The following is a 21713-nucleotide window of genomic DNA, read 5'->3' on the forward strand; positions in this document are numbered from 1 at the left end:
TCGGGACATCACTGCCCCGGTCATGCCCTTGCACTGCCAACACGCGCCGAGCACAGTACTTAGGATACCCTAACTAGCGAAGGAGTTCACGTCTTCCGCGCCACCGATATGGCTCGGACCTGGGACGCGGACCTGCCGATTCCGGATCTGCGCACCGCCTGAGCTCACCGACACCCCAGCGGGCAACGCGCGCACCGTCATAGACTGCAAACAGCGCGGCACTCCCCGTCGCGCGCGACGATCCATGAGGTGACGAAGATGGCAGGCGGAGCGACCCCCGCGCAGCATCAGGAGCAGTCGACCGACCATCCCGAATTGGACGTACTACCGGAATGGCCGCTCGACACCATCGGCGTGCTGGTCACCACCGACCCTGCGCCACATGCGATCCCGGTGTCCTGGCCGGTCCGTGCCGATGACCGGACCATCCTGATCAGCCTCAAATACGATCGCGGGTCGCTGGCCCGGCTGCGCACGCGCCCCGAGGTGGCGCTGCTGATCCTCAGCGGTGGCAATGTGGCGCTGTGCGCCAGAGGTACCGCGAAGGTGATCGTCGAGCAAATGCCGGACGCCGCCGAATACGCCGCGGTGCGGATCGATGTCGCGGTGATCGACGACCATCGGCAGTCGGCCTTCGCGGTGGCACAGGGCATCCAGCGCAATGTGCTGGACGACAGCGAATTGCGCGCGCTACAGGGCCGCGTCAAGACGCTACGCTCCTGGGCCGCCGACCAGAACTGAAGCGGCGCAACCATTCCGGCGCGGCGGATAATAATCGTGGGACAGGCGGCGCGACGGGCGTCGCACGAAAGGGGAAATGCAGCGTGAGCGTCACTCTGAACAAGGGCGGAAATGTATCGCTGTCCAAGCAGGCGCCCAATCTCACCCGGGTCGCGGTGGCACTCGGCTGGGATGTGCGCACCACCACGGGCGCGGACTACGATCTCGATGCCAGCGCGCTGGCTACCGGACCGAATCTGAAAGTGTTGTCGGACAGCCATTTCGTGTTCTACAACAACCTGCGCTCCCCCGAGGGCACCATCGAACACACCGGTGACAATCTCACCGGCGAGGGTGAGGGCGACGACGAAACCATCAACGTCGACCTCGGCGCGACGCCGCCGAATATCACCAATGTCTTCTTCGCGGTCTCCATTCACGAGGCCGACGCCCGCGGCCAGTCGTTCGGTCAGGTGCGCAACGCGTATATCCGCGTCATCGATTCCACCACCGGCCAGGAACTGGCCCGCTACGACCTCAGCGAGGACGCGTCCACCGAAACCGCGATGGTGTTCGGCGAGCTGTACCGGCACGGGGCGGAGTGGAAATTCCGCGCCATCGGTCAGGGTTACGCCTCCGGACTTGCCGGTATCGCCCGGGATTACGGCGTCAACGTCTAGGCTCTGCTGCCTGACGTCCACACCGCCGAGGGCACGGGGTGGTTCTCGGCGGTGATCGGCGTTCCGGTGGCCCGGTGTCCGGCGAGCCGGTACCGTCGGAAAACATGCTGGTCTTCGAGCACGGCGACGGCGGTATCGAAGCTCTGGAGCGGTTCGCGCGGCAGCTGATCATCCCCGGCTTCCTGCCGCTGGACAGCGTGCTGGAATACGTCGCCGAATGGGTCGCGGACGGCGGCCGAATTCCCTTGGCGCAGGCCGAGGCAGCCACCCGGCGTATCTGGCGGGAGCGGCTGGCCGAACAGCGGAACTGGACCGAGCCCGGCGATTACAACCGGTTACTGCTCGCCTATGCCGATCTGGAAAGCCAGGGCATCCTGGCCCGAATGAATTTCACCTGCTGCAAACAGTGCGCGACAACCGAAATAGATTTCGAGCGCACCGCGCACCCGAATCCGCCGGACTGGTATCGCTATCGCGAATGGGCGTATGTCTACTTCCATCAGCAAGACGGTGACCGGCTGGCCGAGGAGAATACCGAACTGCTATTCGGCTACAGCGCGTTCCGGCTGCTTCCCGGCACCCCGGCCGAGGTTTATCGGCGGATCGCCGCGGGCGATCGGCAACTCGAGAACGAGGTGGGCCTGCGCACCGATACCGAGGTCGGGCGGCGCATTGTCGCCGCGTTCACCCGTCAGGGATTGCGGGTGAGCTGGGGTGGGGATCCGGACACCCGGATCGGTGTCCGGATCGACGCGTGGCGCAAACCGCTGCCCGAATTCGACGAGTGAGCGGCGGTTCGCTTACGGCGCGGAATACAGTCCCTGCGCGAGCACCGGCCACGACGTGTGCAGGTCGTCCTGCCAGTAACCCCAGGAATGGGTGCCGGTGTCGCGATAGACGAAGGTGGCCGGGATATCGAGCTGATTCAACCGGTTCTGCAGGTTGTGCGTCGACCAGTTGACGCCCATTTCGATGATCGCGCCCAGCGCAACGACTTTCGGCGTATCGATCGGCGCCTCCATGCGGAACTTGTTGCCCGGCACATCGTACGCACCGGGGATGCCGCTGCCGGTGGAGACGAACAGGTTTGTGCCGCGCAGCTTTTCGGCGTTCAAGATGGGATCGTTCGCGGCCCACAGCGGGCTGTTCGTCGGGCCCCACATATTGGTGGTGTCACCGCCGCCCCAGGTCTCGACGGTGGCCTTCACCATGCGCTGGCCGATCGGGTCGCTGGTCTGCGCGATACCGCTGTACACCGCCGCGCTGCGCCACAATCCGGGCTTGGCGATCGCGAAGTTCAGCACCGAGGTGCCCGACATCGAAAGTCCCGCGATGGCGTTCACGCCATTGGTGCCGAGCGCCGCGTTCACCAGCGGCGGAAGTTCCTCGGCGATATAGGTTTTCCACTTGTTGGGACCGAGTACCGGATCATCCTTCAGCCAGTCGGTATAGAAACTCCACTGGCCGCCGATCACCTGCACGACATTGATGTTCTTGTCCGACAGGAAGGACAGCGCATCGGTGTTCTTCTGCCACGACGCGTCGTCGACGCCGCCGCCCGCACCGTTGAGCAGGTACAGCGTCGGCCGCGGCACCGAGGTGTCGGCCGGACGCAGCACATCGAGGGGTATCGCGGCATCCATTGCGGCGGAATGGATGTAGAGGCGGACGTTGCGGTCGTCCTTCACCTCGACCCGCTCGATATACGAGCCGTCCGGCGATTTCGCCGATGTGGAAACCGGATTCGGATCCGCCGACGCGGAATTACCGCCGACGCCGACCGATACGGCGGCCACCACCGCGGCCAGCACCAAACGCCTGAAGGTCAGACGACGCACGCCCACCCCACACTCCTCTCGTCGCGCCGAATGTTAACGGCACGCGACGGGTTTGGGAAACCCGGACCCTACCCGGCACCGGTGGTCGGGATTCTTTGCGGCGCCGAAGTTTTCACTCACCGCGCGGCATGTTCGGCCAGATACTCCGCCCACGTGCGCTTTCCCTCGGTCTCGAAGGTCAGATTGGCGCCGGCCCGGTACGCCCTGCCCACCTTGCCGGGCAACGGAATCGGCAGCAGCAGACGGCGTTTGCCCGTCGCACGCAGATAGTCCCGCACCATCGCGCCGAATTCGAGCACCTGGGGTCCGGCCAGGTCGGGCACCCGGCCCGCCGGTTCGGCCAGCGCCAATTCCACCAGGCGCGTTGCCACCTCGGCCGTCTCCACCGGCTGCAGCCGGATCGCGCGCGGATCCGGCACGATCGGCGACTTGGCGAGCGCCTGAAGCATTTTGAACACCAAATCGTGGAATTGCGCCGCCCGCAGGATGGTGTATGGAATACCCGATTCCTCGATCGCCCGTTCCGCGCCCAGTTTCGCCTTGAAGTAGCCGAGGTCGATGCGCTCGGCCGCGGTAACTCCGATGAACACCAGGTGCCGCACACCGGCTTTCGCGGCGGCGGCCAGCAAAGTGCGGGTGGTCTGCTCGTCGGTCTTGCCGTCACCCGCCAGGTGCACGATGGTATCGACGCCTTTTACGGCGGCATCGACACCCGCGCCGGTCTGTAGGTCGCCGACCACATATTCGATGCCGTCACCGGTCCGTGCGCCACGGCTCAGCACTCGCACCGGTCGACCCGCCGCGCGCAGCAGCGGCACCACCCGGGTGCCCAGCGTGCCGGTTCCACCGGTTACCAGAATCATCTGCTCAGTCATCGCCGTACTCCGCTCTCGTAGCGTTATCACCCCAATCGCGGGGAGTCACACATACGACGATGGAACCCTGGCGGGACGTGACATGAGGTGAGTCAGGCCACAGCTAGGCCCCCCATGGGATCGCTGCGCGACGCTAGTCCTTCGGAAAACCCACCACGAATCCGAAGGCGATCAACACCGCACTGACCACCCCGAGAATCGGAATCACCCACATGAAATCCATACCTACGCAGCGTAGTAACAAATCTTGCCACCGTCCCCCGATTCGGGGTTACTCGCCCCGTTCCGGTTCGACGGCACCCCATACCCGCAACGGACCGATTGGGGCACAACCGTTCTGAATGGCCGCCGCGAGATCATCCCCCTGCTCGTATCCGACGATCGCGTGGTTCGGCCACCTCCGCGCGACCGCCCGCAGACTTCCGGCCCACAGCTCATCAGCGGGTACGCCGAGACCGAACACATTGGAAATCCCCACCACATCCGCGTCGCAATGCACCACCGCACCGCAAACCAGTTCGTTCCCGACTCGCCCACCGAGCACCGTCACCGCATCGTCGTCGAGTAATTCGGCACGAAAAACGCTCGCGTGCACCGGATCCCAGGCCGCCGCCCATTCCGCCAACTCACTCGCCCCACGAACCGGCCCCCACACCTGCTCGGTCGCCGCCGGCACCCGCTCCCCCACCGCCCGATGAACCCATTCCGCCTCGAACAGAACCCGAAACCCATCCCCCGAAAGATCCAACACAGCAAAACTATCCTTCACCGAAGCCCCCGAACCCCGCTCGATCCGCCCCAAAACCTCTGCCCCACAAACCTTCTCATCAAACGTAACCGCATCCGGATAAAACACCGGCGTCCGCCGCCCACAAGCCCAAACCCCACCCCCAAACTCCCCAACCACCCCATGCACCCGACACACCGCAGCACACCACCGCGCATTCTCCAGCGCCGCAACGCCAACCCATCCCCGCCGCTCATCCAACACAACCTGATCCTTACCGCAACCGACGGAACCGCGCGCACCGTTCCGGGCATCGACTACGCAACACCCCACCCTTGCTCAGCACTGAGCGCCCGCCCATCGCTCCCCATGCCTACTGTAAAACCTTGTATAGAACCCACCTTCGACCGAGCAGCATCGTCCGAAGCGAGACTTCGGCTTCAGAAGGCAGCTTTTGTGACAGGCTACAATTACTTCGCCGATGATGAAGAAGATTACGTCGTACCCGCAGCTGAAACCGCAGGCGAGCAAGCATCCAATGTCCCACAGAAATCGGCGCTGATCGAGGTTCATATCGGCGCGGACAACCTACCCACCCAGGTCGATTTCAGTCGCGCGTGGAAATCTTCGTACGATCCGCGGGAATACGGTGAGTCGATCATGCAGGCCTACCGATACTCGCTCTACGAGCGCACCCTGCGTATTTCCGAATCCGGCACACGCCCGACTCCGAGCATTCCGCCACTACGGGAAATAGCTCCGAGCCTGCTGCAGACCCGAACATATGACGAGTACAACCAATTGTTCGGCAAGTTGATCGGCCAAGAGAAATACACCGCGCACGGCCCCGGCCTCAACGATTACGACGAGTCGACGCTGATCGTCGAAGCGGACCGAACCGGGCTGACCGCCATAACATTGGACGGCGACTGGGCCGCACGGACCGAACCATTCACAATCGCACAAGACATCGTCAACTGCTCCGATGCGATTCGAGCGATGAAACCGAGGCTGCGCACAGACATGTACCTGGACCAAGAGTCCGACACCGAATTGATGGCCCGTATCGTCCGGCACGAGCGCCAGCTACTGGAGAACGAGATCTGATGACAGAAGAATTCAAGGTAGAAGTTCAGCTCCTCGAAAACGTCGCCCGCGCATGGGACAGAACGGTGCAGTATGACCTTTCCGAAGCTGCCGTATCCATCGACACGTTGAAATTCTCACGCATCGAATTCGGCATATTCCAACTGGTTTGGCAACGGTACACCGAGACGGCTCAATACATTCAGGATCGACTGAGGGAGGGCAGCCAGTCCGCTGCTGAAATGGCGACAGCACTCAACAAGGTCGCGGCCGTGTTCGAACAGCAAGACCAGGATCGGGCATCAGGGTTGAAACAAAACGACGCAGAAATGGGTTTCCGGATCTAATGGGCGATTTCAATCAGAAAGACCTCGACACCGCCGTATCCGACTTCAAGACCCGGCAACAAGAATGGAGGAAACAGCCCGACGAGCTCAATGACCACTTCGATAGACTCAAGTATCTGAGCCCCGCCCTCTACTGGTCGATGACCGATGACCGCGACGAGGCCCAGGAAAAGCTGAAGAAACTACTGACTAAGATCGAAGAAGCTGCCGAGGGCATTTCCGCACCGTTCGTTTTCGTCCGATACGCGGCAGATTGGCAAACCGTCGCGGGTAAGGTTCGCAATGCAAACAACGAACAGGGGCGTCCGGAGCTCAACCTAGACGGTCATTGGGCCGGGAAGGCCAAGCTTCGATTCTCCGCATCACGAACAAGTCAGCAAACGGCGATGGCCACTTCGGCGGATCTGTGCGAGAAGGTTCACGAGCAGCTGATCAATCTCGCCAAGGCAGGCGCCGACTTCTATAAATCGCTGGCCGATCGATTCACTCAGTTCTTGGCCGGTCTGGCCAGCGCTTACGTGAAAATTTCCACCCTGGTCGAGGCGCCATTCGGCATCTCCGATGCCATCGATCTGATCGGCAAGGCAATCCAATTCGTAGAACAAACGATTGCCGACACCGCATTGCTATTGCAGAAGCAGCAGATTTCCGCGAACGAGCTGTTGAACTTGACCAACCATCAGAACGGTTTTCCGCAGCAGAACGGGAAGGATCATTGGCCCAACTCGGTGGCGCAGGGGTTCGCGAATTCCAGCGACTGGGAGCTGGCCAAATGACGGAGCGGTGGCCGACGAGCAGCAGGCTCGTAATGTCCCGCAATGTGATCGCCGCTTTGCTGATTGGCGTATCGGTCGTGATTACGGGCTGCTCAGCAAAGGGTCAACAAACCGAAGTACGTCGGTTCACGAAGCTGCCGAGCAGCTGCTCCGAGCTCACGAAACCCGTCACCCGAGAAATCCAGGAATATGCGGGTCGGCTCTATTCGGCGAGTGTCGAATTCAAAGATGCTGGGAGCAAATTAGTTTCGGCACCGCCCGATACACTCGGCGCCCTGTGTAGCGTGATATATCCGGACCAGACCACTACCGTTCAAATACCGGTCGGCGATCCGAGAATCCGGCGGGTCCTCATAACATTCCGACTGGAGACCGGCGACAAGCCTGTCACGGCCCAAAAGAGATACTTCGAAACCAGCGGTCAGGGATACGACGGAAAGACCTCGGCAGGCATCGGTGAAGAGTCCTATTCGGCGACCAGAACAAAGGATGGTTCGGCTGACGCAACGACGGCTTTTCGCATCAGCAACTTCTATGCGCAAGTATCGACGTCCGGGGAGAACGCTCCGCCGCAGCCGGGGCCTGGTATAACCGATTCGCCGCAACTTCGGTCGAACCTGCAGTCCGGCTCGCAACGAATCGCAAAGGCGTTGGCCGACAACGTCGATACGGTCCTAGGGGGCAAATAACGGCGGCTACTTGGCGTGGAGGGCGGTGAGCAGAGCGGTTGTGTGGCGGCGTAGGCCGCGGCGGGCGGCTGGGTCGTAGGCCTGGGGGTTGGCGCGGCTTTCATTTAGACCGTCGAAGTAGTGGCCGGTGCCTACCTCGTCGTTGATCAGATGTAGTACTGCCGCGCCACCCTCTTCGATGGTGCTGTGGGCGGGATAGTCGGCTTGCCGGACCATTGTTGTATTCATAAGTGACGCAGGGTGAATCGCGTTTACGGTTACGCCGGAGGGGGCCAATTCCGCTGCCAGGTCGAAGGTGAACATGATTTCGGCGAGTTTGGCGCGGCGGTAAGCGGAGACGCCGGAGTAGTCGTGTTCGAGCATGAGATTATCGAAATCGAGGGGTTCTTGGCCGATCGATGCGACGTTGACGATCCGGGACGGCGCGGAGCGCACGAGCAGACTTTGGAGCAGGTGGGTCAGCCGGTAGACCGCCAAATAGTTTACGGCGAAACGTAATTCGATTCCGTCGGCGCTGAGTTCCCGAGTGCCGCCCGGTGCGCCGAAGCCGATTCCGGCGTTGTTCACCAGCACATCGAGGCGGTCGGTGCGCGATTCGACCTCGGCGGCAAGCCGGTCCACCGCCGACAGATCGGCGAGGTCGGCGAGGATTATGTCCGGTTCGCGGCCGCCCTCGGCCAGAATCCGCGCGCGCACCTCATCGGCGCGCGCACGGTCGCGGCCGTGCAGCAGCACCCTGGCGCCCGCACGCGCGGTTTCGATCGCCAGATACCGGCCGAGCCCATCGGTTGCCCCGGTGATCAGGATGGTTCGTTCGGACACAGCGCACCGCCCTTTCATCGTCGTGCACACAGCACCGCATCGACGCTACCCGCGCCGAACCTGGAGTATGTTCCAGCCGATCCACCCTTGACCTGGAGTGCACTCCAACTCATAGCATTCGACTATGCGACTCGGAATTCATGTTCCCAACTTCGATATGCCGGGTGGACCGGCCGCGATCGCGCCGGAATTGGCGCGGGTCGGGGCCGCGGCGGAGGCGGCGGGCCTGAGCTGGCTTTCGTTCATGGACCACTATTTTCAGATCCCGCCGCGTGGTGTGGCCGAGCAGCCGATGCTGGAGGGGTACACCACGCTCGGCTATCTGGCCGCGCATACCGAACGAATCCGGTTGAGCCTGTTGGTGTCCGGCGTGACCTACCGGCATCCCGGCCTGCTCGCGAAAATCGTTACCACGCTTGATGTGCTGTCACAGGGCCGGGCCACGCTCGGTATCGGGGCGGCCTGGTTCGATCGGGAGCACGAGGGTCTCGGCGTGCCGTTCCCGCCGATGAAGGAGCGATTCGAGCGGCTGGAGGAGGCGGTCCGGATCTGCCTGCAGATGTGGGATCCGAATAACAACGGCGCGTTCGACGGCAAGTACTACCAGCTCGCCGAGACGCTGTGTTCGCCTGCGCCGCTACAGAATCCGCATCCGCCGATCCTGATCGCGGGCGGCGGCGAGAAGAAGACGCTGCGGCTGGTCGCCAAGTACGGTGACGGCTGCAACCTCTTCTACGACACCCCGGACGGTGTCGCGCACAAGCTGGATGTGCTGCGCGCCCACTGCGCCGACGTCGGCCGCGACTACGACGAGATCCAGAAGACGATCATCTACAACGCAGGCACTCCCGACGACGGTTTCGTCGAGCTCATGGCCCATTACGCGAAACTCGGCGTCGATATGGTGATGGTCGCCCCGCCCGGCGACTACCCGGCCGAGTGGATCGAGAAGGTCCTCACCCCCATCGTCCCGCGCCTGGCCGACCTGCCGACGAAGTGACGACCGTGGTGCGCACCACGACCGGTGCGCACCACGTTCGGAAAACCTATACCGGCCAGTACTTCCGCCAGTCCGCGGCCGTCAGCGGCACCCGTTCCCCTCGGTCCGCCTCCGCCGCGTCCTCCGCGGCCCGGACCGCATCGGCGAACACCAAAGTCGCCTTCCGTAAACGCTCTTCGGCACTTTCCGGCGCACCGAGGTGAACTACTCGAAGCGAGTCCGGAACCAGGTCGTCCGGCAGACCCGCCTTCGCGCTGCGGGCACGCACCTTCTCGGCCAGCGCCAGGGCGGGTTGCGCCATGGCGATGCCGTCGAGGCAGGAGCGTCGCGCCTTCTCGGCGGATTTCCGTTCCTCCCAAGCCTTTTCCTGCAGCGCGATCTTCTCGTCGACCGTCGCGGCCGGATCGATCACCGGCCCGGCGAGCTGCGGGCTGCGGTTCGTCAGCTTGGCCACCAGCGCCGCCGCCACCTCGGCGACGGTGAATTCGCCTGCGGCCTGGGCGATCCGGGAATGGAAAAGCACCTGCAGCAGCAGGTCGCCCAGTTCCTCCTTGATGGTTTCGGCATCCTCGTGCTGGATGGCGTCGAGCAGTTCGTAGGTTTCCTCGAGCAGATACGGCCGCAGCGAGTCGTGCGTCTGGGTGACCTCCCAGCCGCCGAAGCGCCACAGCCGGTCCATCACCTCGACCGCCTCGACGAGATCCGCGGTCAGCCGTGCGGCGTCGGAATCGGTCATCGCGCCCCGGAAACCTCGGTCGCCACCGTGAGATCGACTGCCCCCTGGGCCTTTCCGTCCAACGCCAGCAAAAGGTCGGCGACGAATTGCAGCAGCACCACATCGCGCACCCGCTCGGCGCCGACGCTGTCCTGCACCCGAGGCAGCGGCAGCTGCACCACCCCGCTTGCCGCCTTGTAGCTCGTGCTCGGATAGAGCCGCTTCAAGCGCAGCTGTTTGGAGTCGGGGAGGCTCAACAGTGGTGAAATCTTCAATGTCGTTCCGGTGACCGCGATTTCGGTGACGCCGTATTCGCGGGCCAGCAGCCGCAGTTTGGCGACCGAGACCAGCCTGCCCACCTCCACCGGCAGCGGGCCGTACCGGTCGACCAATTCGTCGACCACCGCGGCCAGCGCCGGATCGTCCTGCGCCGCAGCGAGTTTCCGGTACGCCTCCAGGCGCAGCCGGTCGCTGGCGATGTAGTCGGGCGGGATGTGCGCGTCCACCGGCAGGTCGATGCGCACCTCCTTGGGCTCCTCGACGGTGATCGGCTTGCCGTCGGCGGCGGCCCGATACGCCTCCACCGCCTCGCCCACCAGCCGCACGTACAGATCGAATCCGACACCGGCCACATGGCCGGACTGTTCGGCGCCGAGAACATTTCCGGCGCCGCGGATTTCGAGATCCTTCATGGCCACCGCCATACCCGCGCCGAGGTCGGAATTCTGCGAGATGGTGGCCAACCGGTCGTAGGCGGTCTCGGTGAGCGGCTTCTCCGGCGGGTACAGGAAGTACGCGTAGCCGCGCTCCCGGCTGCGCCCGACCCGGCCGCGCAGCTGGTGCAGCTGCGAAAGTCCAAGCGCGTCCGCGCGTTCCACGATCAACGTATTCGCATTGGAGATGTCGAGGCCGGTCTCGATGATGGTGGTGCACACCAGGACGTCGAATTCGCGCTGCCAGAAACCCTGCACGGTCTGCTCGAGCATGTCCTCGTGCATCTGGCCGTGCGCGACGACCACCCGCGCCTCGGGCACCAGATCGCGAATTCGCTTGGCGGCCTTGTCGATCGAGGACACCCGATTGTGCACGTAGAAGATCTGCCCGTCGCGCAGCAGCTCGCGCCGGATGGCGGCGGTGACCTGCTTGTCGTTGTACGCGCCGACGTAGGTGAGCACCGGATGCCGCTCCTCCGGCGGGGTGAGGATGGTCGACATCTCGCGGATGCCGGCCAGGCTCATCTCCAGGGTGCGCGGAATCGGCGTCGCGGACATGGTGAGCACGTCGACATGCGTGCGCAGCGCCTTGATGTGCTCCTTGTGTTCGACGCCGAAGCGCTGCTCCTCGTCGACGACGACCAGCCCCAGGTCCTTCCACCGCACGCCGGTCTGCAGCAGCCGGTGCGTTCCGACGACGATATCCACCGAGCCGTCTGCCATCCCGGCAAGCACCTCACGCGATTCAGCCGGATCAGTGAACCGAGACAGCCCCTTCACGGTGACCGGGAATCCGCTGACCCGCTCGGTGAACGTCTGCAGATGCTGTTGTGCCAGCAGGGTTGTCGGCACCAGCACCACCACCTGCTTGCCGTCCTGCACCGCCTTGAACGCGGCGCGCACCGCGATCTCGGTCTTGCCGTAGCCGACATCGCCGCACACCACCCGGTCCATCGGGACCGGCTTCTCCATATCGGCTTTCACCTCGGCGATGGCGGTCATCTGGTCGGCGGTTTCGGTGAACGCGAACGCGTCCTCCATCTCCTGCTGCCACGGGGTGTCCGGCCCGAAGGCGTGGCCGGGCGCCGCCTGCCGCGCCGCGTACAGCTGCACCAGCTCACCGGCGATCTCGCGAACGGCCTTGCGCGCCTTGCGTTTCGTATTCGCCCAGTCGGAGCCGCCGAGTTTGGACAGGCTCGGCATCTCACCGCCGACGTAGCGGGAGAGCTGGTCGAGCGATTCCATCGGAACGAACAACCGGTCACCGGGCTGGCCGCGCTTGCTCGGCGCGTATTCGATGACGAGGTATTCGCGCCGGGCGCCGCCGACGGTGCGCTCGATCATCTCGACGAAGCGCCCGATGCCGTGCTGATCGTGCACCACCATGTCGCCCGCGTTCAGCGCCAGCGGATCCACCTGGTTGCGCCGCTTGGCGGGCAGCCGCTTGCCATCGCCCGGCGCGGTGACCCGGTTGCCGGTGAGGTCGGATTCGGCGACGACGACCAGACCGGCGTCGTCGAAGATCAGGCCGTCGTGCAGCGAGCCGCACAACACGCCGACCAGACCCGGCTGCGGTTCGGCGCCCGCCGCCAGCACCGCCGCCGGGACGTCCGCATCGCCGAGCCGTTCCTGAATGCGTTGTGCCGTACCGTGTCCCGCGACGACGACCACCGCGCGGCCGCCGGTCGAGACGTGCGCGCGCAGCGAGGCGAAAATCGTCGCGACGAGTTCGTCGGAGCCGCGCGCGGCCGGGCCCGCCAGCACCGGCAGCACGACCTCGGCGGGATCACCGGAGGTGAGTGGGCTCAGCGTCCACCACGGCAGGCCTTGCCGGTCGGCGCTGGCGTGGATTTCGGGCAGCGGGCGATACGCCGAGGCCGCCAGGTCGAGTCCGTGACCGCCGAGCGGGGCCGCGCCGCCGAAGGAGGCCGCGGTCCACGACGCCTCCAGGAATTCCTCGCCGGTGCGCACGAGATCCGCCGCGCGGGTGCGGATTTTCTCCGGGTCGCACAGCAGCACATGCGTTCCGGTGGGCAGCACCTCGGTGAGCAGTTTGAGCTCACCCGGCTGCAATACCGGCAGCAGCGCCTCCATGCCCTCGACCGGAATGCCTTCGGCCAGCTTCTCCAGCATTTCGACCAGGGCCGCGTCGGCCGCGTTCTCGATGGCCACCTCGGCGGCCCGGTCCCGCACCGCGGGCGTGAGCAGCAGCTCCCGGCAGGGCGGCGCGACGACGAGGTCCACCTCGAGATCGGTGAGCGAGCGCTGATCGGCGACCGCGAACGGCCGCAGCTCGGTGACCTCGTCACCCCAGAACTCGACGCGCACCGGATGATCCGCGGTGGGCGGGAACAGGTCGAGGATGCCGCCGCGCACCGCGAACTCGCCGCGCTTGCCGACCATATCGACCCGCGTATACGCGAATTCGACCAGGCGCGTTAACAATTCATCGAAATCGAACTGTGCGCCGACGCGCAGCACGATCGGCGCGATATCGCCGAGTCCGGCGGCCATCGGCTGCATCAGCGAGCGCACCGTGGTCACCACCACCCGCAGCGGCTCCGGGAACACCTCGTCTTCCGGATGCGCGAGCCTGCGCAGCACCGCGAGCCTGCGGCCGACGGTATCCGCGCCGGGCGAGAGCCGCTCGTGCGGCAGCGTCTCCCACGAGGGGAACTGGGCGACCGCCGCGCCGAGGATTTCGGTGAGTTCGACGGTCAGATCGTCGGCCTCCCGGCCGGTGGCGGTCACCACGACCAGCGGTTTACTCGCGGCGATGGTGTGCGCGACGAACGGCCGCACCGCCGAGGGCGCCACCAATTCGACCGTGGATTTTCCGATCAGCCCGGCGACCGTCTGTAGCGCGGTATCGGCGCTCGCGGCCGCGGCGAGTCCGGCCAGCGGGGGACGATTGGGCATTGAACGACTCCTGAGCACGCACGTTTCGGTCGGCCAACCGAGTCTAGTTGGGCGGACCGACGCGGTTGCCCGCGCCCGGCGGCCGCGACCTACGGCACGTAGCGCCGCAACCGCCGGGCCGCGAATTCCCGGAAGTACGAAAGCTTTTCGGCGGGCACGATGGACGGAAGCAGGAAGTACCAGGCCCGTTCCATCCTGGTTGCCATCTGGTCCATGGTCTCGGTGCCCACCGCGATGATGTGCACGCCCGCGGTGACCTCCTGGAGCAGTACGCCGATCACCTCGGGTTCGAGATCGGCCTCCAGATCGCCCTGGGCGATGGCCCGTTCGGCGAGCACCCGGTAGGTGTCGCCCCAGGTCTTGGCGATGTTGTCACCCTGGGCGCCGCGATAGTCGCCGATCTGATGGGTCAGCTTGAGCATGGCGCCGACCATCGGATCGTTCATCGACAGATCGGCGACCACATAGGTGATGCCGATGCACGCCTCCAGCGCGGGCACCCGTGGATCGAAGAATCCCTGGCAGGAGCTGACCAGTCGCTCGTTGCCCTGATCGACCACCGCGCGGGCCAGTTCTTCCTTCGAACCGAAGTGAAAGTACAAGGCGCCCTTGGTCACATTGGACTGCGCGATGATCTCACTGAGGCTCGCGTTGGCATATCCCAACCGCAAAAAGACATCGGCCGCGCCCGCCAGAACGGAATCGCGGGTGATCTCCGCGCGCGCTTGCCTAGCCATCAGATCCGCCTGTCATCCAAAAACCAGCCATCCTGAAGTAGACCGACATCCCGAAGTTGACCGACATACCGCCCGAACAGCACCCAGAGGATGGGTGAACCGTACCACCAGGTGCCCGTCCAGCAGGCAATTCGAGCATTCGACCAAACCTTCTTCGCAATTCACTGGTTAACACGCGTGGTCAGTCCGCAGAACCGGTCCGCCATTCGGAACTCAGCTGCGGATCGGCCTCCAGGTGCTGTAGTCCGTTCCAGCAAAGGTTCACCAGGTGGGCGGCGACAACCTCTTTCGACGGTTTCCGCTCGTCCAGCCACCAGGTAGCAGCCGTCGAAACCATACCGACCAGTCCCTGTGCGTAGAGGGTGGCGAGACTGGTGTCGAATCCGCGCCTGTCGAAATCGCCCGCCAGGATGTGCGCCACCTGATTCACCGCCTCGTTGAGCAGACTCGAATAGCGGCCGTCGGCGGTCGCGGCCGGTTGGTCGCGCACCAGGATGCGGAAGCCGTCGGTGCGCTCCTCGATATAGGTCAGCAGCGCCAGCGCGACCTGCTCCAATCGCACCCGTGACCGATTCTGGGTGAGGGAGGAGACGATCATGTCCAGCAACATGGACATTTCGCGGTCGACCACCACCGCGTACAGCCCCTCCTTACCGCCGAAGTGTTCGTACACCACGGGTTTGGAGACCTGGGCCCGCTGCGCGATCTCCTCGATCGAGGTGGCGTCGTACCCGCGCTCGGCGAACAGCGCCCGCCCGATCTCGATCAACTGCTGGCGCCGCTGGGTGCCCGTCATCCGCGGCCGGGGCGCGCGTTGCTCACCCGATGACATCGAGCTCCTCCGCCTCTGTCGTGTGGTTACGCCGGTCGCTGGGACAGGGTCGGCTCACCCATGCTCTTACGAAATCAGTCGTTTGCGTTGAGGCTATCAAGCTGGCGCGCAATCGCTTTCCGCACCGGGGCCCGCTCGGCGGGTCGCCCGAATATCCAAGGCGGCAACCGATTTCGGGTCGCGGCGGCGCGGGGGCGGCGGGACGGCCGAGGCATCCGGCGGCGGCCGGGAGAAGTCCAGTTCGCGCGGGCGGGCATGGCGGATTCGGCTATGCGGTTCGACGTGGAGCGGGTACTCGTGCGAGGATCATGCCGTGCCGTGGCGCAGCGACGGATCTTCGATCCGCCGATGCGACGATCCGCCGTAGTGTAATGGCAGCACCTCTGATTTTGGTTCAGATAGTTCAGGTTCGAGTCCTGGCGGCGGAGCACACCGGCACGGTAACTATCGTTGGCCCCGCACATCGCTGAACGCGCAGCGAAACCCCAGTACGTACCGAGCAGCCCGCACGATGACAGGCAGCCGAGGGAGATCCATGCCACAGCAGACCGCCGTCGTCGTTCTCGCAGCCGGTGCCGGGACACGAATGCGGTCGAAGACCCCCAAGGTTCTGCATTCGTTGGCCGGCCGGAGCATGCTCGCGCACGCGCTGCATGCGGCGAACGAGATCGACCCTGCCCACCTCATCACCGTGATCGGCCACGATCGCGAACAGGTCGGCGCCGCGGTCGCCGCCGTCGCCGCCGAACTCGGCCGCGACATCACCTCCGCCATCCAGGAGGAACAGCTCGGCACGGGACACGCCGTACAGTGCGCACTCACCGCCGTACCCGCCGATTTCAGCGGCGACCTGCTGGTCACCTCCGCCGACGTGCCGCTGCTCGACGGGCACACACTGGGCGCGCTGCTCGACGAGCACCGCAGTTATCCGGAGCGCTCCGCGGTCACGGTGCTGACCTTCGTCCCCGAGGACGCGAACGGCTACGGCCGCATCGTGCGCGATGCCGAGGGCCACGTCGTCGAGATCGTCGAACATGCCGACGCCACCCCGGAGCAGGCGGCGCTCACCGAGGTCAACTCGGGTGTGTACGTCTTCGACGCCGCGGTGCTGCGCACCATGGTGCATCGGCTGTCCACCGCCAACGCCCAGCACGAGCTGTACCTGACCGACGTGCTGAAACTCGCCCGCGAGGCCGGGTATCCGGTGCACGGCGCGCGCCTGGTCGACTCGAACAAGGTCACCGGCGTGAACGACCGGGTGCAGATGGCCAACGCCGCAGGCACCCTGAACCGCTACATCCTGGAACGGCATATGCGGGCCGGGGTCACCATCATCGATCCGGCATCCACCTGGGTGGACGCCGGTGTGCAGATCGGCAGGGATGTCACGCTGCGCCCCGGCGTACAACTGCTCGGCAATACGGTGATCGGCGAGGACGCGGAGATCGGGCCGGACTGCACGCTCACCGATGTGGTCGTCGGCGAGGGCGCGCGGGTGGTCCGGACGCACGGCGAGAGCGCGGCCATCGGCCCCGGCGCGAATATCGGACCCTTCAGTTATCTGCGTCCCGGCACGGTCGTCGGCGCGTCCGGCAAGCTCGGCGCCTTCGTGGAAACGAAAAACGCCACCATCGGCGCACATTCGAAGGTGCCGCACCTGACCTATGTCGGCGACGCCACCATCGGCGAGCACAGCAACATTGGCGCGTCCAGCGTTTTCGTCAATTACGACGGAGTAAACAAGCATCACACCACGGTCGGCTCGCATGTGCGTACGGGAAGCGACACAATGTTTATCGCACCGGTAACCGTGGGTGACGGCGCGTATACGGGTGCGGGTACTGTACTGCGCAGAAACGTTCCGCCGGGGGCACTCGCGGTATCCGGCGGACCGCAGAAGAACATTGAGGGCTGGGTGCAGCGTTTCCGTCCCGGAACGGACGCGGCGCGCGCGGCGGCGGCAGCCAACGCGGCCAATGAGAAGTCGGATCCCCCAGACGAGCAAAAGGATGGCAAACAGTAGTGACCGCGTCATGGATCGACAACCAGAAGAACCTGATGCTCTTCTCGGGACGCGCTCATCCTGAGCTGGCCGAACAGGTCGCCAAGGAACTCGACGTCCACGTCACCCCGCAAACCGCCCGCGATTTCGCCAACGGCGAGATCTTCGTCCGGTTCGAGGAATCCGTGCGCGGCTCGGACGCCTTCGTACTGCAGAGTTTTCCCGCACCGCTGAACCAGTGGCTGATGGAGCAGCTCATCATGATCGACGCGCTCAAGCGCGGTTCGGCCAAGCGGATCACCGCGGTGCTGCCCTTCTACCCGTACGCCCGCCAGGACAAGAAGCACCGCGGCCGCGAGCCCATCTCCGCCCGCCTCGTCGCCGACCTGCTGAAAACCGCTGGTGCGGACCGGATCATCACCGTCGACCTGCACACCGATCAGATCCAGGGCTTCTTCGACGGCCCGGTCGATCACATGCACGCGCTGATCCAGCTGTCGGAGTACATCCGCACCAACTACAGCCTCGAACACATCACGGTCGTCTCCCCCGACGCCGGCCGGGTGAAGGTCGCCGAGAAGTGGGCCGACTCGCTGGGCGGCTCGCCGCTGGCGTTCATCCACAAGACCCGCGACCCGCTGGTGCCCAACCAGATCGTGGCCAACCGCGTCGTCGGTGATGTCGACGGCCGCACCTGCATCCTGATCGACGACATGATCGACACCGGCGGCACCATCGCGGGCGCGGTCAAGGTGCTGAAGGAGGCGGGCGCGGGCGACGTCGTCATCGCGGCCACCCACGGCGTGCTGTCCCACCCGGCCGCCGAGCGCCTGGCCGCCTGCGGCGCCAAGGAGGTCGTGGTGACCAATACGCTGCCGATCAGCGAGGAGAAGAAGTTCCCGCAGCTGACCGTGCTGTCCATCGCGCCGCTGCTGGCCCGCACCATCCGCGAGGTCTTCGAAAACGGTTCGGTGACCGGCCTCTTCAACGGCAACGCATAGATTCACTGCCGAACGGCGGTCCGGGTCTCGGCTCGGGCCGCCGTTTTGTTTCCGGATAGAACCGCCCGAACGGGACATACTGTGTCCATGGATACGGACCCGCTCGATATGGATATGGGTGACGACGAGCAGGCGGATGAGATCCGCGAATACGAGCGTTACGTCGAGGATCCGCCCGCCGATCTGGAAATCGGCTACCGGGAGAACGAGGACGACGGCAGGCTGGGCATCGGCGACGAACTCGCCCAGGAGTGGACCGCGCGCAATCAGCGCGCCGAGGATGCCGCGAACGACGACCGGCCCGCGGAGGAAGCCGCCATCGAGATCATCGACGACGACCGGCTCTGATCCGAACGCCCGCACCGCAGGAGGTGCCGGGGTCATCGCGTCGTGGTACCCATGACCTGAACCGGACGACCCGAGGAGGGCGCAATGACCACGCCACACGAGCAGCCGTCCGGCGACGATCGGCGCACCGATGACGAGGACATCTACCCGCCCCCGGACACCTTCCTGCAACGACTCGGCAACCAGGGTTTGTCGCTGTTCGGATTCCTCTGTGCCGCACTGGCTCTGCTGTTCTGTCCGGTCCTGTTCGGTCCGGCGGGCATTGTCATCGGCCTGCTGGCACACGGCAAAGGTGAATGGCTCGGAAAGTGGGCGGCGCTCGCCGCGGCGCTGGCCACCGTACTCGGCACCGTGCTCGGGCTCCTGTACTGGAACAGCGGTCTGCGCACCGGATCGACGGGGTAGGTTTTTCGGCTATGACGGAATTCGGCGGCTTTCCCCTCACCGGTCTGGATTTCTATGAGGATTTGGAGGCCGACAATTCGAAGGCCTTCTGGACCGCGCACAAGCACATCTACGACACCGCGGTGCTCGCCCCGATGAAGGCGCTGGTCGCCGAGCTGGAGGCGGATTTCGGCGCCGCCAAGATATTCCGGCCGTACCGGGATGTGCGGTTCGCCAAGGACAAATCGCCGTACAAGACGGCGCAGGGCGCGGTGGTCGGCACCGCACCCGGATGCGGCTGGTACGTACAGATAGGCGCGGCGGGGCTGTACGTCGGCGGCGGCTTCTATCAGGGTTCGCCCGCGCAGATCGCGCAGTACCGGGCGACCGTCGACGATGACGTGCGCGGCCCGGAGTTGGAAGCGATACTGGCCCGGCTGCGCAAGGCGAAATTCGCGATCGGCGGCGAACAGCTGAAGACCAAACCCAAGGGGTTCGATGCCGATCATCCGCGAATCGACCTGCTGCGGCACAAATCGCTTACGGCGGGTAGGGAATTCGGCGCGCCGGACTGGTTGACGACGCCGCGGGCCGGTAAGGAGATCCGCAAGGCCTGGGAGACGATGCGGCCATTCATCGAATGGCTTTCGGCAGTCGTAGGGGGCACTCGATAGGGGTTGGGCCAGCGGCGCGGACGCGACGCCGCTGAACCGTTCGGCGAACTCTACAGCCCCGGCAGCACGGCGGTGTGCTCGGCCGTGACGGCATCCAATTTGTTCGGATCCAGGTCGAGCCTGCGCAGGATGGTCGGGGCGATCTGGGTGAGCGAAACCTCCGCGTCCACCGAACTCTTCCCGATTCCGTTGCCCGCCACCACGATCGGCACATGCCGGTCATCCGGTGTCATACCGCCGTGTTCGGCGATCTTCGATTTGCCGCCGGTGTACACGGTGCCGGGGACCGCGCCCGCGTAGATATCGGGTACGCGCGGGTCGTCGGCGTTCACCCCGAAGAACTTTGCGGCATCCGCGCCCGCGTACACCTTGTCCCTGTCGATGCCGGATGCGGTGTACGGCTTCGGATCACCCTTGATGTCGGTGCCGGTCCCGTTGGTCTCCAACAGCTTTCGCTTGACGAAGGCGGCCGCGTCGGCCGAGCGGTCGGTCAGCCACATGATGATCGCCGAATCATCGATCGCATGCGCGACCAGCTTCGGGGCGCCGGGATGGGTTGCCGCCCATTCGGTATTGATCGCGTCGACGATCTTCTTGTCGTCGACACGGGTCAGCGTCGCCGGGTCGATCGGCGATTGACCGTGTTTGGCGGTCAGGATGATCGAGGTCTTATCGGTGAGCCCGGCCTTGTCCAGCGCCGTGACCAGACGGCCGACCTGCTGGTCGACGAAATCCAGTGCGCCGCTCAGCAGTTCGCCCGGCTTCCCGTCCGGCAGATAACCCTTGGACGCGGGCAGCTTCTGCGCCGTGGACACCGACTGGAAGTTCATGCCGAATATCGCGGGCACGCCGACCTGCTCGGTGCCGGAATGGTCCTTGCCCGCGATCTCGTTGACCACCGCGTCGGCCTTGTAGAGGTCGTAGCGGCGAGTGAGGTAATTATCCTTGGTCCAGTCGGCGTCCGAACCGGGTGCGGCGCTGTTGATCTCGGGGGTGAACAGGTCGTCGATCGAGCGACCACCCTTGCCATTGGCGATCACATAGGCCGGATGCTTGTCCGACCAGGCGGTGCGCTTTCCGGCCGCGTGCAGCACCGAGAAGACCGTGTTCACCTTCAGATACTCGTTGGGTGCCAACGGTTTACAGCTCGCCGGATCCACCGGCAGTTTGGCCTGATCGAGCAGGGCGCTCGGGTCGCCGGTCAGTTTGCCGGCGCCGTCGGGCAGGCCGGTCAACCCCTGGCCCGCGTCGATGCGGTGCTGATCCCTGTCGAGGTCCTCGGTGAGGGATACCTCGGTGCCCTTCTTCGCGTCCGCGCAATTCGTGGTGCCCGCGGGCAGCAGATCACGGGCCCAGGTGTCGTCGTAGTACACGCCGGTGGTCTTCGGATTGCCGCCGGAGATCGCGGCGATCAGGCCGGGGAAGGAGTCCGACGGAATCGGCGTCTGCGCGTTGGTGAACGACGCGCCGCGCCCGACCAGCTTCGCCAGCGCCGAATCCGGGTGGGACCGCACATATCCGGCCAGATCGGACTGATGCATACCATCGATGGACAACAGCAGGACATGCTCATCATGCTTGGTTTCGGTGTCCGCGGAACAACCGCTCGCGATCATTCCCATGGCACACGCGCAGGCCACCGCGATCCCGGATTTGAACTTATTCACCTGGTACTTCCATTCCTCGACATCCGGCAGCGACCGGAATCGGGGAAACGTAACCGGGTTCGGGTAACGCGGAGCTGACCGGGCGGTGATGGTTCAGCAAACAATTGACCGGGCCTGGGCGGACAATATCTCACGTTTTCGGGGCGATATTGTCCGCCCAG

Annotated in this window: 22 protein-coding genes and 1 tRNA gene; 14 read left to right on the forward strand and 9 right to left on the reverse strand. The window is 64.8% G+C overall.

Annotated features, from left to right (window positions below; translation table 11 throughout):
• The first annotated feature begins 258 nt into the window (after positions 1 to 258).
• From LGY53_RS04490 to LGY53_RS04500, 3 genes are all read left to right on the forward strand, one after another.
• Positions 259 to 741 carry a hypothetical protein gene (locus LGY53_RS04490; RefSeq protein WP_225725335.1) on the forward strand — a complete coding sequence of 161 codons (483 nt, stop codon included), beginning with the start codon at positions 259 to 261 and terminating at the stop codon, positions 739 to 741.
• An 83-nt stretch (positions 742 to 824) separates the two neighbouring features.
• Positions 825 to 1400, forward strand: a complete 576-nt coding sequence (locus LGY53_RS04495; RefSeq protein ID WP_167477898.1) for a TerD family protein — start codon at positions 825 to 827, stop codon at positions 1398 to 1400.
• Between the two features lie 104 nt (positions 1401 to 1504).
• Entirely contained in the window at positions 1505 to 2188 is a 684-nt protein-coding gene (locus tag LGY53_RS04500) for a hypothetical protein (RefSeq protein WP_225725336.1), read from the forward strand.
• A 12-nt stretch (positions 2189 to 2200) separates the two neighbouring features.
• On the opposite strand, the gene LGY53_RS04505 is transcribed toward LGY53_RS04500, so the two are convergent.
• The 3 genes from LGY53_RS04505 to LGY53_RS04515 form a co-directional block, all read right to left on the reverse strand.
• Positions 2201 to 3238, reverse strand: a complete 1038-nt coding sequence (locus tag LGY53_RS04505) for an alpha/beta hydrolase family protein (RefSeq protein WP_225725688.1) — start codon at positions 3236 to 3238, stop codon at positions 2201 to 2203.
• 116 nt (positions 3239 to 3354) lie between these two features.
• Positions 3355 to 4113: an SDR family oxidoreductase gene (locus LGY53_RS04510; RefSeq protein ID WP_225725337.1), complete on the reverse strand. Its 759-nt coding sequence runs from the start codon at positions 4111 to 4113 to the stop codon at positions 3355 to 3357.
• Positions 4114 to 4384: 271 nt separating this feature from the next.
• Positions 4385 to 4864 carry a hypothetical protein gene (locus LGY53_RS04515; protein WP_225725338.1) on the reverse strand — a complete coding sequence of 160 codons (480 nt, stop codon included), beginning with the start codon at positions 4862 to 4864 and terminating at the stop codon, positions 4385 to 4387.
• A gap of 159 nt (positions 4865 to 5023) precedes the next feature.
• Between LGY53_RS04515 and LGY53_RS04520 the strand changes: the two genes are divergently transcribed.
• Genes LGY53_RS04520 through LGY53_RS04535 form a run of 4 tightly spaced genes read left to right on the forward strand, consistent with a single transcriptional unit; the run spans position 5024 to position 7738 of the window.
• A complete protein-coding gene (locus LGY53_RS04520) occupies positions 5024 to 5947 on the forward strand; it encodes a hypothetical protein (RefSeq protein WP_225725339.1) in 924 nt (307 codons plus the stop codon).
• The gene (locus LGY53_RS04525) at positions 5947 to 6273 is read left to right on the forward strand and encodes a hypothetical protein (RefSeq protein WP_225725340.1); all 327 of its coding nucleotides are present in this window, start codon (positions 5947 to 5949) and stop codon (positions 6271 to 6273) included. The genes LGY53_RS04520 and LGY53_RS04525 overlap by 1 nt, the downstream gene beginning before the upstream one ends.
• The gene (locus LGY53_RS04530) at positions 6273 to 7049 is read left to right on the forward strand and encodes a hypothetical protein (protein ID WP_225725341.1); all 777 of its coding nucleotides are present in this window, start codon (positions 6273 to 6275) and stop codon (positions 7047 to 7049) included. The genes LGY53_RS04525 and LGY53_RS04530 overlap by 1 nt, the downstream gene beginning before the upstream one ends.
• A 44-nt stretch (positions 7050 to 7093) precedes the next feature.
• Complete coding sequence (locus LGY53_RS04535) at positions 7094 to 7738, forward strand: hypothetical protein (RefSeq protein WP_225725342.1); 645 nt, start codon at positions 7094 to 7096, stop codon at positions 7736 to 7738.
• 6 nt (positions 7739 to 7744) lie between these two features.
• Here the strand turns inward: LGY53_RS04535 and LGY53_RS04540 are convergent, their stop codons facing one another.
• A complete protein-coding gene (locus LGY53_RS04540; protein ID WP_225725343.1) occupies positions 7745 to 8560 on the reverse strand; it encodes an SDR family NAD(P)-dependent oxidoreductase in 816 nt (271 codons plus the stop codon).
• 124 nt (positions 8561 to 8684) lie between these two features.
• Here LGY53_RS04540 and LGY53_RS04545 point away from each other — a divergent pair, with 124 nt between their 5' ends.
• Positions 8685 to 9560, forward strand: coding sequence for an LLM class F420-dependent oxidoreductase (locus LGY53_RS04545; RefSeq protein WP_225725344.1), 876 nt, complete (start codon positions 8685 to 8687; stop codon positions 9558 to 9560).
• A 46-nt stretch (positions 9561 to 9606) separates the two neighbouring features.
• Here LGY53_RS04545 and LGY53_RS04550 read toward each other — a convergent pair whose 3' ends face one another.
• The 4 genes from LGY53_RS04550 to LGY53_RS04565 all read right to left on the reverse strand — a co-directional run bounded on the left by LGY53_RS04550 (position 9607) and on the right by LGY53_RS04565 (position 15476).
• Positions 9607 to 10296, reverse strand: coding sequence for a MazG family protein (locus LGY53_RS04550; RefSeq protein WP_225725345.1), 690 nt, complete (start codon positions 10294 to 10296; stop codon positions 9607 to 9609).
• Positions 10293 to 13907, reverse strand: coding sequence for a transcription-repair coupling factor (gene mfd / locus LGY53_RS04555; protein WP_225725346.1), 3615 nt, complete (start codon positions 13905 to 13907; stop codon positions 10293 to 10295). The genes LGY53_RS04550 and mfd overlap by 4 nt, the downstream gene beginning before the upstream one ends.
• A gap of 89 nt (positions 13908 to 13996) precedes the next feature.
• The gene (locus LGY53_RS04560; RefSeq protein ID WP_167477905.1) at positions 13997 to 14644 is read right to left on the reverse strand and encodes a TetR/AcrR family transcriptional regulator; all 648 of its coding nucleotides are present in this window, start codon (positions 14642 to 14644) and stop codon (positions 13997 to 13999) included.
• 181 nt (positions 14645 to 14825) lie between these two features.
• Positions 14826 to 15476, reverse strand: coding sequence for a TetR/AcrR family transcriptional regulator (locus LGY53_RS04565; protein ID WP_167477906.1), 651 nt, complete (start codon positions 15474 to 15476; stop codon positions 14826 to 14828).
• Between the two features lie 357 nt (positions 15477 to 15833).
• Here LGY53_RS04565 and LGY53_RS04570 point away from each other — a divergent pair.
• From LGY53_RS04570 to LGY53_RS04595, 6 genes are all read left to right on the forward strand, one after another.
• A tRNA-Gln gene (locus LGY53_RS04570) sits at positions 15834 to 15904 on the forward strand.
• 107 nt (positions 15905 to 16011) lie between these two features.
• Positions 16012 to 17499: a bifunctional UDP-N-acetylglucosamine diphosphorylase/glucosamine-1-phosphate N-acetyltransferase GlmU gene (glmU, locus tag LGY53_RS04575; protein ID WP_225725347.1), complete on the forward strand. Its 1488-nt coding sequence runs from the start codon at positions 16012 to 16014 to the stop codon at positions 17497 to 17499.
• Positions 17499 to 18479: a ribose-phosphate diphosphokinase gene (locus LGY53_RS04580; protein ID WP_225725348.1), complete on the forward strand. Its 981-nt coding sequence runs from the start codon at positions 17499 to 17501 to the stop codon at positions 18477 to 18479. The genes glmU and LGY53_RS04580 overlap by 1 nt, the downstream gene beginning before the upstream one ends.
• 87 nt (positions 18480 to 18566) lie before the next feature.
• The gene (locus LGY53_RS04585) at positions 18567 to 18827 is read left to right on the forward strand and encodes a hypothetical protein (protein WP_167477909.1); all 261 of its coding nucleotides are present in this window, start codon (positions 18567 to 18569) and stop codon (positions 18825 to 18827) included.
• Positions 18828 to 18911: 84 nt separating this feature from the next.
• Positions 18912 to 19232: a hypothetical protein gene (locus tag LGY53_RS04590; RefSeq protein WP_225725349.1), complete on the forward strand. Its 321-nt coding sequence runs from the start codon at positions 18912 to 18914 to the stop codon at positions 19230 to 19232.
• An 11-nt stretch (positions 19233 to 19243) separates the two neighbouring features.
• A complete protein-coding gene (locus tag LGY53_RS04595; RefSeq protein WP_225725350.1) occupies positions 19244 to 19885 on the forward strand; it encodes a DUF2461 domain-containing protein in 642 nt (213 codons plus the stop codon).
• 50 nt (positions 19886 to 19935) lie between these two features.
• Here LGY53_RS04595 and LGY53_RS04600 read toward each other — a convergent pair whose 3' ends face one another.
• Entirely contained in the window at positions 19936 to 21552 is a 1617-nt protein-coding gene (locus LGY53_RS04600; protein ID WP_225725351.1) for an alkaline phosphatase family protein, read from the reverse strand.
• Between the last annotated feature and the right edge of the window lie 161 nt (positions 21553 to 21713).

It is taken from the genome of Nocardia sp. JCM 34519.1, from assembly GCF_020361265.1.
Lineage (GTDB): Bacteria > Actinomycetota > Actinomycetes > Mycobacteriales > Mycobacteriaceae > Nocardia > Nocardia arthritidis_A.

Bases quoted from the DNA above. Each gene is read 5' to 3' on its own strand.
- LGY53_RS04490 (WP_225725335.1), top strand. From the start codon at position 259: ATGGCAGGCGGAGCGACCCCCGCGCAGCATCAGGAGCAGTCGACCGAC.
- LGY53_RS04500 (WP_225725336.1), top strand. From the start codon at position 1,505: ATGCTGGTCTTCGAGCACGGCGACGGCGGTATCGAAGCTCTGGAGCGG.
- LGY53_RS04510 (WP_225725337.1), bottom strand. From the start codon at position 4,113: ATGACTGAGCAGATGATTCTGGTAACCGGTGGAACCGGCACGCTGGGC.
- LGY53_RS04520 (WP_225725339.1), top strand. From the start codon at position 5,024: ATGCACCCGACACACCGCAGCACACCACCGCGCATTCTCCAGCGCCGC.
- LGY53_RS04525 (WP_225725340.1), top strand. From the start codon at position 5,947: ATGACAGAAGAATTCAAGGTAGAAGTTCAGCTCCTCGAAAACGTCGCC.
- LGY53_RS04530 (WP_225725341.1), top strand. From the start codon at position 6,273: ATGGGCGATTTCAATCAGAAAGACCTCGACACCGCCGTATCCGACTTC.
- LGY53_RS04545 (WP_225725344.1), top strand. From the start codon at position 8,685: ATGCGACTCGGAATTCATGTTCCCAACTTCGATATGCCGGGTGGACCG.
- LGY53_RS04550 (WP_225725345.1), bottom strand. From the start codon at position 10,296: ATGACCGATTCCGACGCCGCACGGCTGACCGCGGATCTCGTCGAGGCG.
- mfd (WP_225725346.1), bottom strand. From the start codon at position 13,907: ATGCCCAATCGTCCCCCGCTGGCCGGACTCGCCGCGGCCGCGAGCGCC.
- LGY53_RS04560 (WP_167477905.1), bottom strand. From the start codon at position 14,644: ATGGCTAGGCAAGCGCGCGCGGAGATCACCCGCGATTCCGTTCTGGCG.
- LGY53_RS04565 (WP_167477906.1), bottom strand. From the start codon at position 15,476: ATGTCATCGGGTGAGCAACGCGCGCCCCGGCCGCGGATGACGGGCACC.
- glmU (WP_225725347.1), top strand. From the start codon at position 16,012: ATGCCACAGCAGACCGCCGTCGTCGTTCTCGCAGCCGGTGCCGGGACA.
- LGY53_RS04585 (WP_167477909.1), top strand. From the start codon at position 18,567: ATGGATACGGACCCGCTCGATATGGATATGGGTGACGACGAGCAGGCG.
- LGY53_RS04590 (WP_225725349.1), top strand. From the start codon at position 18,912: ATGACCACGCCACACGAGCAGCCGTCCGGCGACGATCGGCGCACCGAT.
- LGY53_RS04595 (WP_225725350.1), top strand. From the start codon at position 19,244: ATGACGGAATTCGGCGGCTTTCCCCTCACCGGTCTGGATTTCTATGAG.